At 47.1% G+C, this 666-nt stretch carries 1 protein-coding gene; it reads left to right on the top strand.

The annotated features are described in order from the left end of the window. On the top strand, window positions 1–595 hold a 595-nt coding region (locus R7Z50_RS27950; protein ID WP_318149813.1), incomplete at its 5' end, for a DMT family transporter. Window positions 596–666: the final 71 nt, after the last annotated feature.

Raw genomic sequence — 666 nt, 5'->3', positions numbered from 1 at the left:
AGGCATTGCGCTGCTAATGACTTCTCCGCTGTTTGCGACCGTAGGCTCAGGGCTTATCTTGAAAGAGAAAGTGGGCACCGCACGCTGGCTTGCCACACTAACTGGCTTTATCGGTGCCATGATCATCTTAGAACCGTGGTCAGACTCCTTCACTTGGGCAACTCTACTGCCTGTTGGGGCGGCCTTCTTTTGGGCGGCGTATTCTTTGATGGTGAAAAAGATGTCGGTAAACGATCCACCGTCTACCATGGTGGTTTACTTGTTGTTACTGATCACGCCTTTCAATATTGTGCTAGCGATACCAAGCTTTACCATGCCTAATGACTGGACTATTTGGCTGATCCTTCTTTTTGCTGGTGCACTAACAGCATTAGCGCAATGGGCGATTGTGAAAGCTTACGCAGTTGCGGACGCTTCCTTCGTTCAACCCTTCGATCACGCTAAACTGCCTTTAAATGTGCTGGCTGGATGGATGGTCTTTGGATGGGTGCCTCCTGGTCGTTTGTGGCTAGGCGCTGCGATTATTGTGGCGTCGATTGCATTCATCACGCACTGGGAAGCAAAAAAGACAAAGTTAGTTGAAAGAAAAATCTAGCTTTTGAGTTCTATATTTTCAGGAAAGGAAATGAGGAACATTCTATGACACAACCAATCAAAATCACACTT

It is taken from the genome of Vibrio sp. 1249-1 (genome assembly GCF_033340495.1).
The sequence above is the reverse complement of the archived record's forward strand: the minus strand, read 5'-3'. Positions and strand labels throughout refer to the sequence as shown.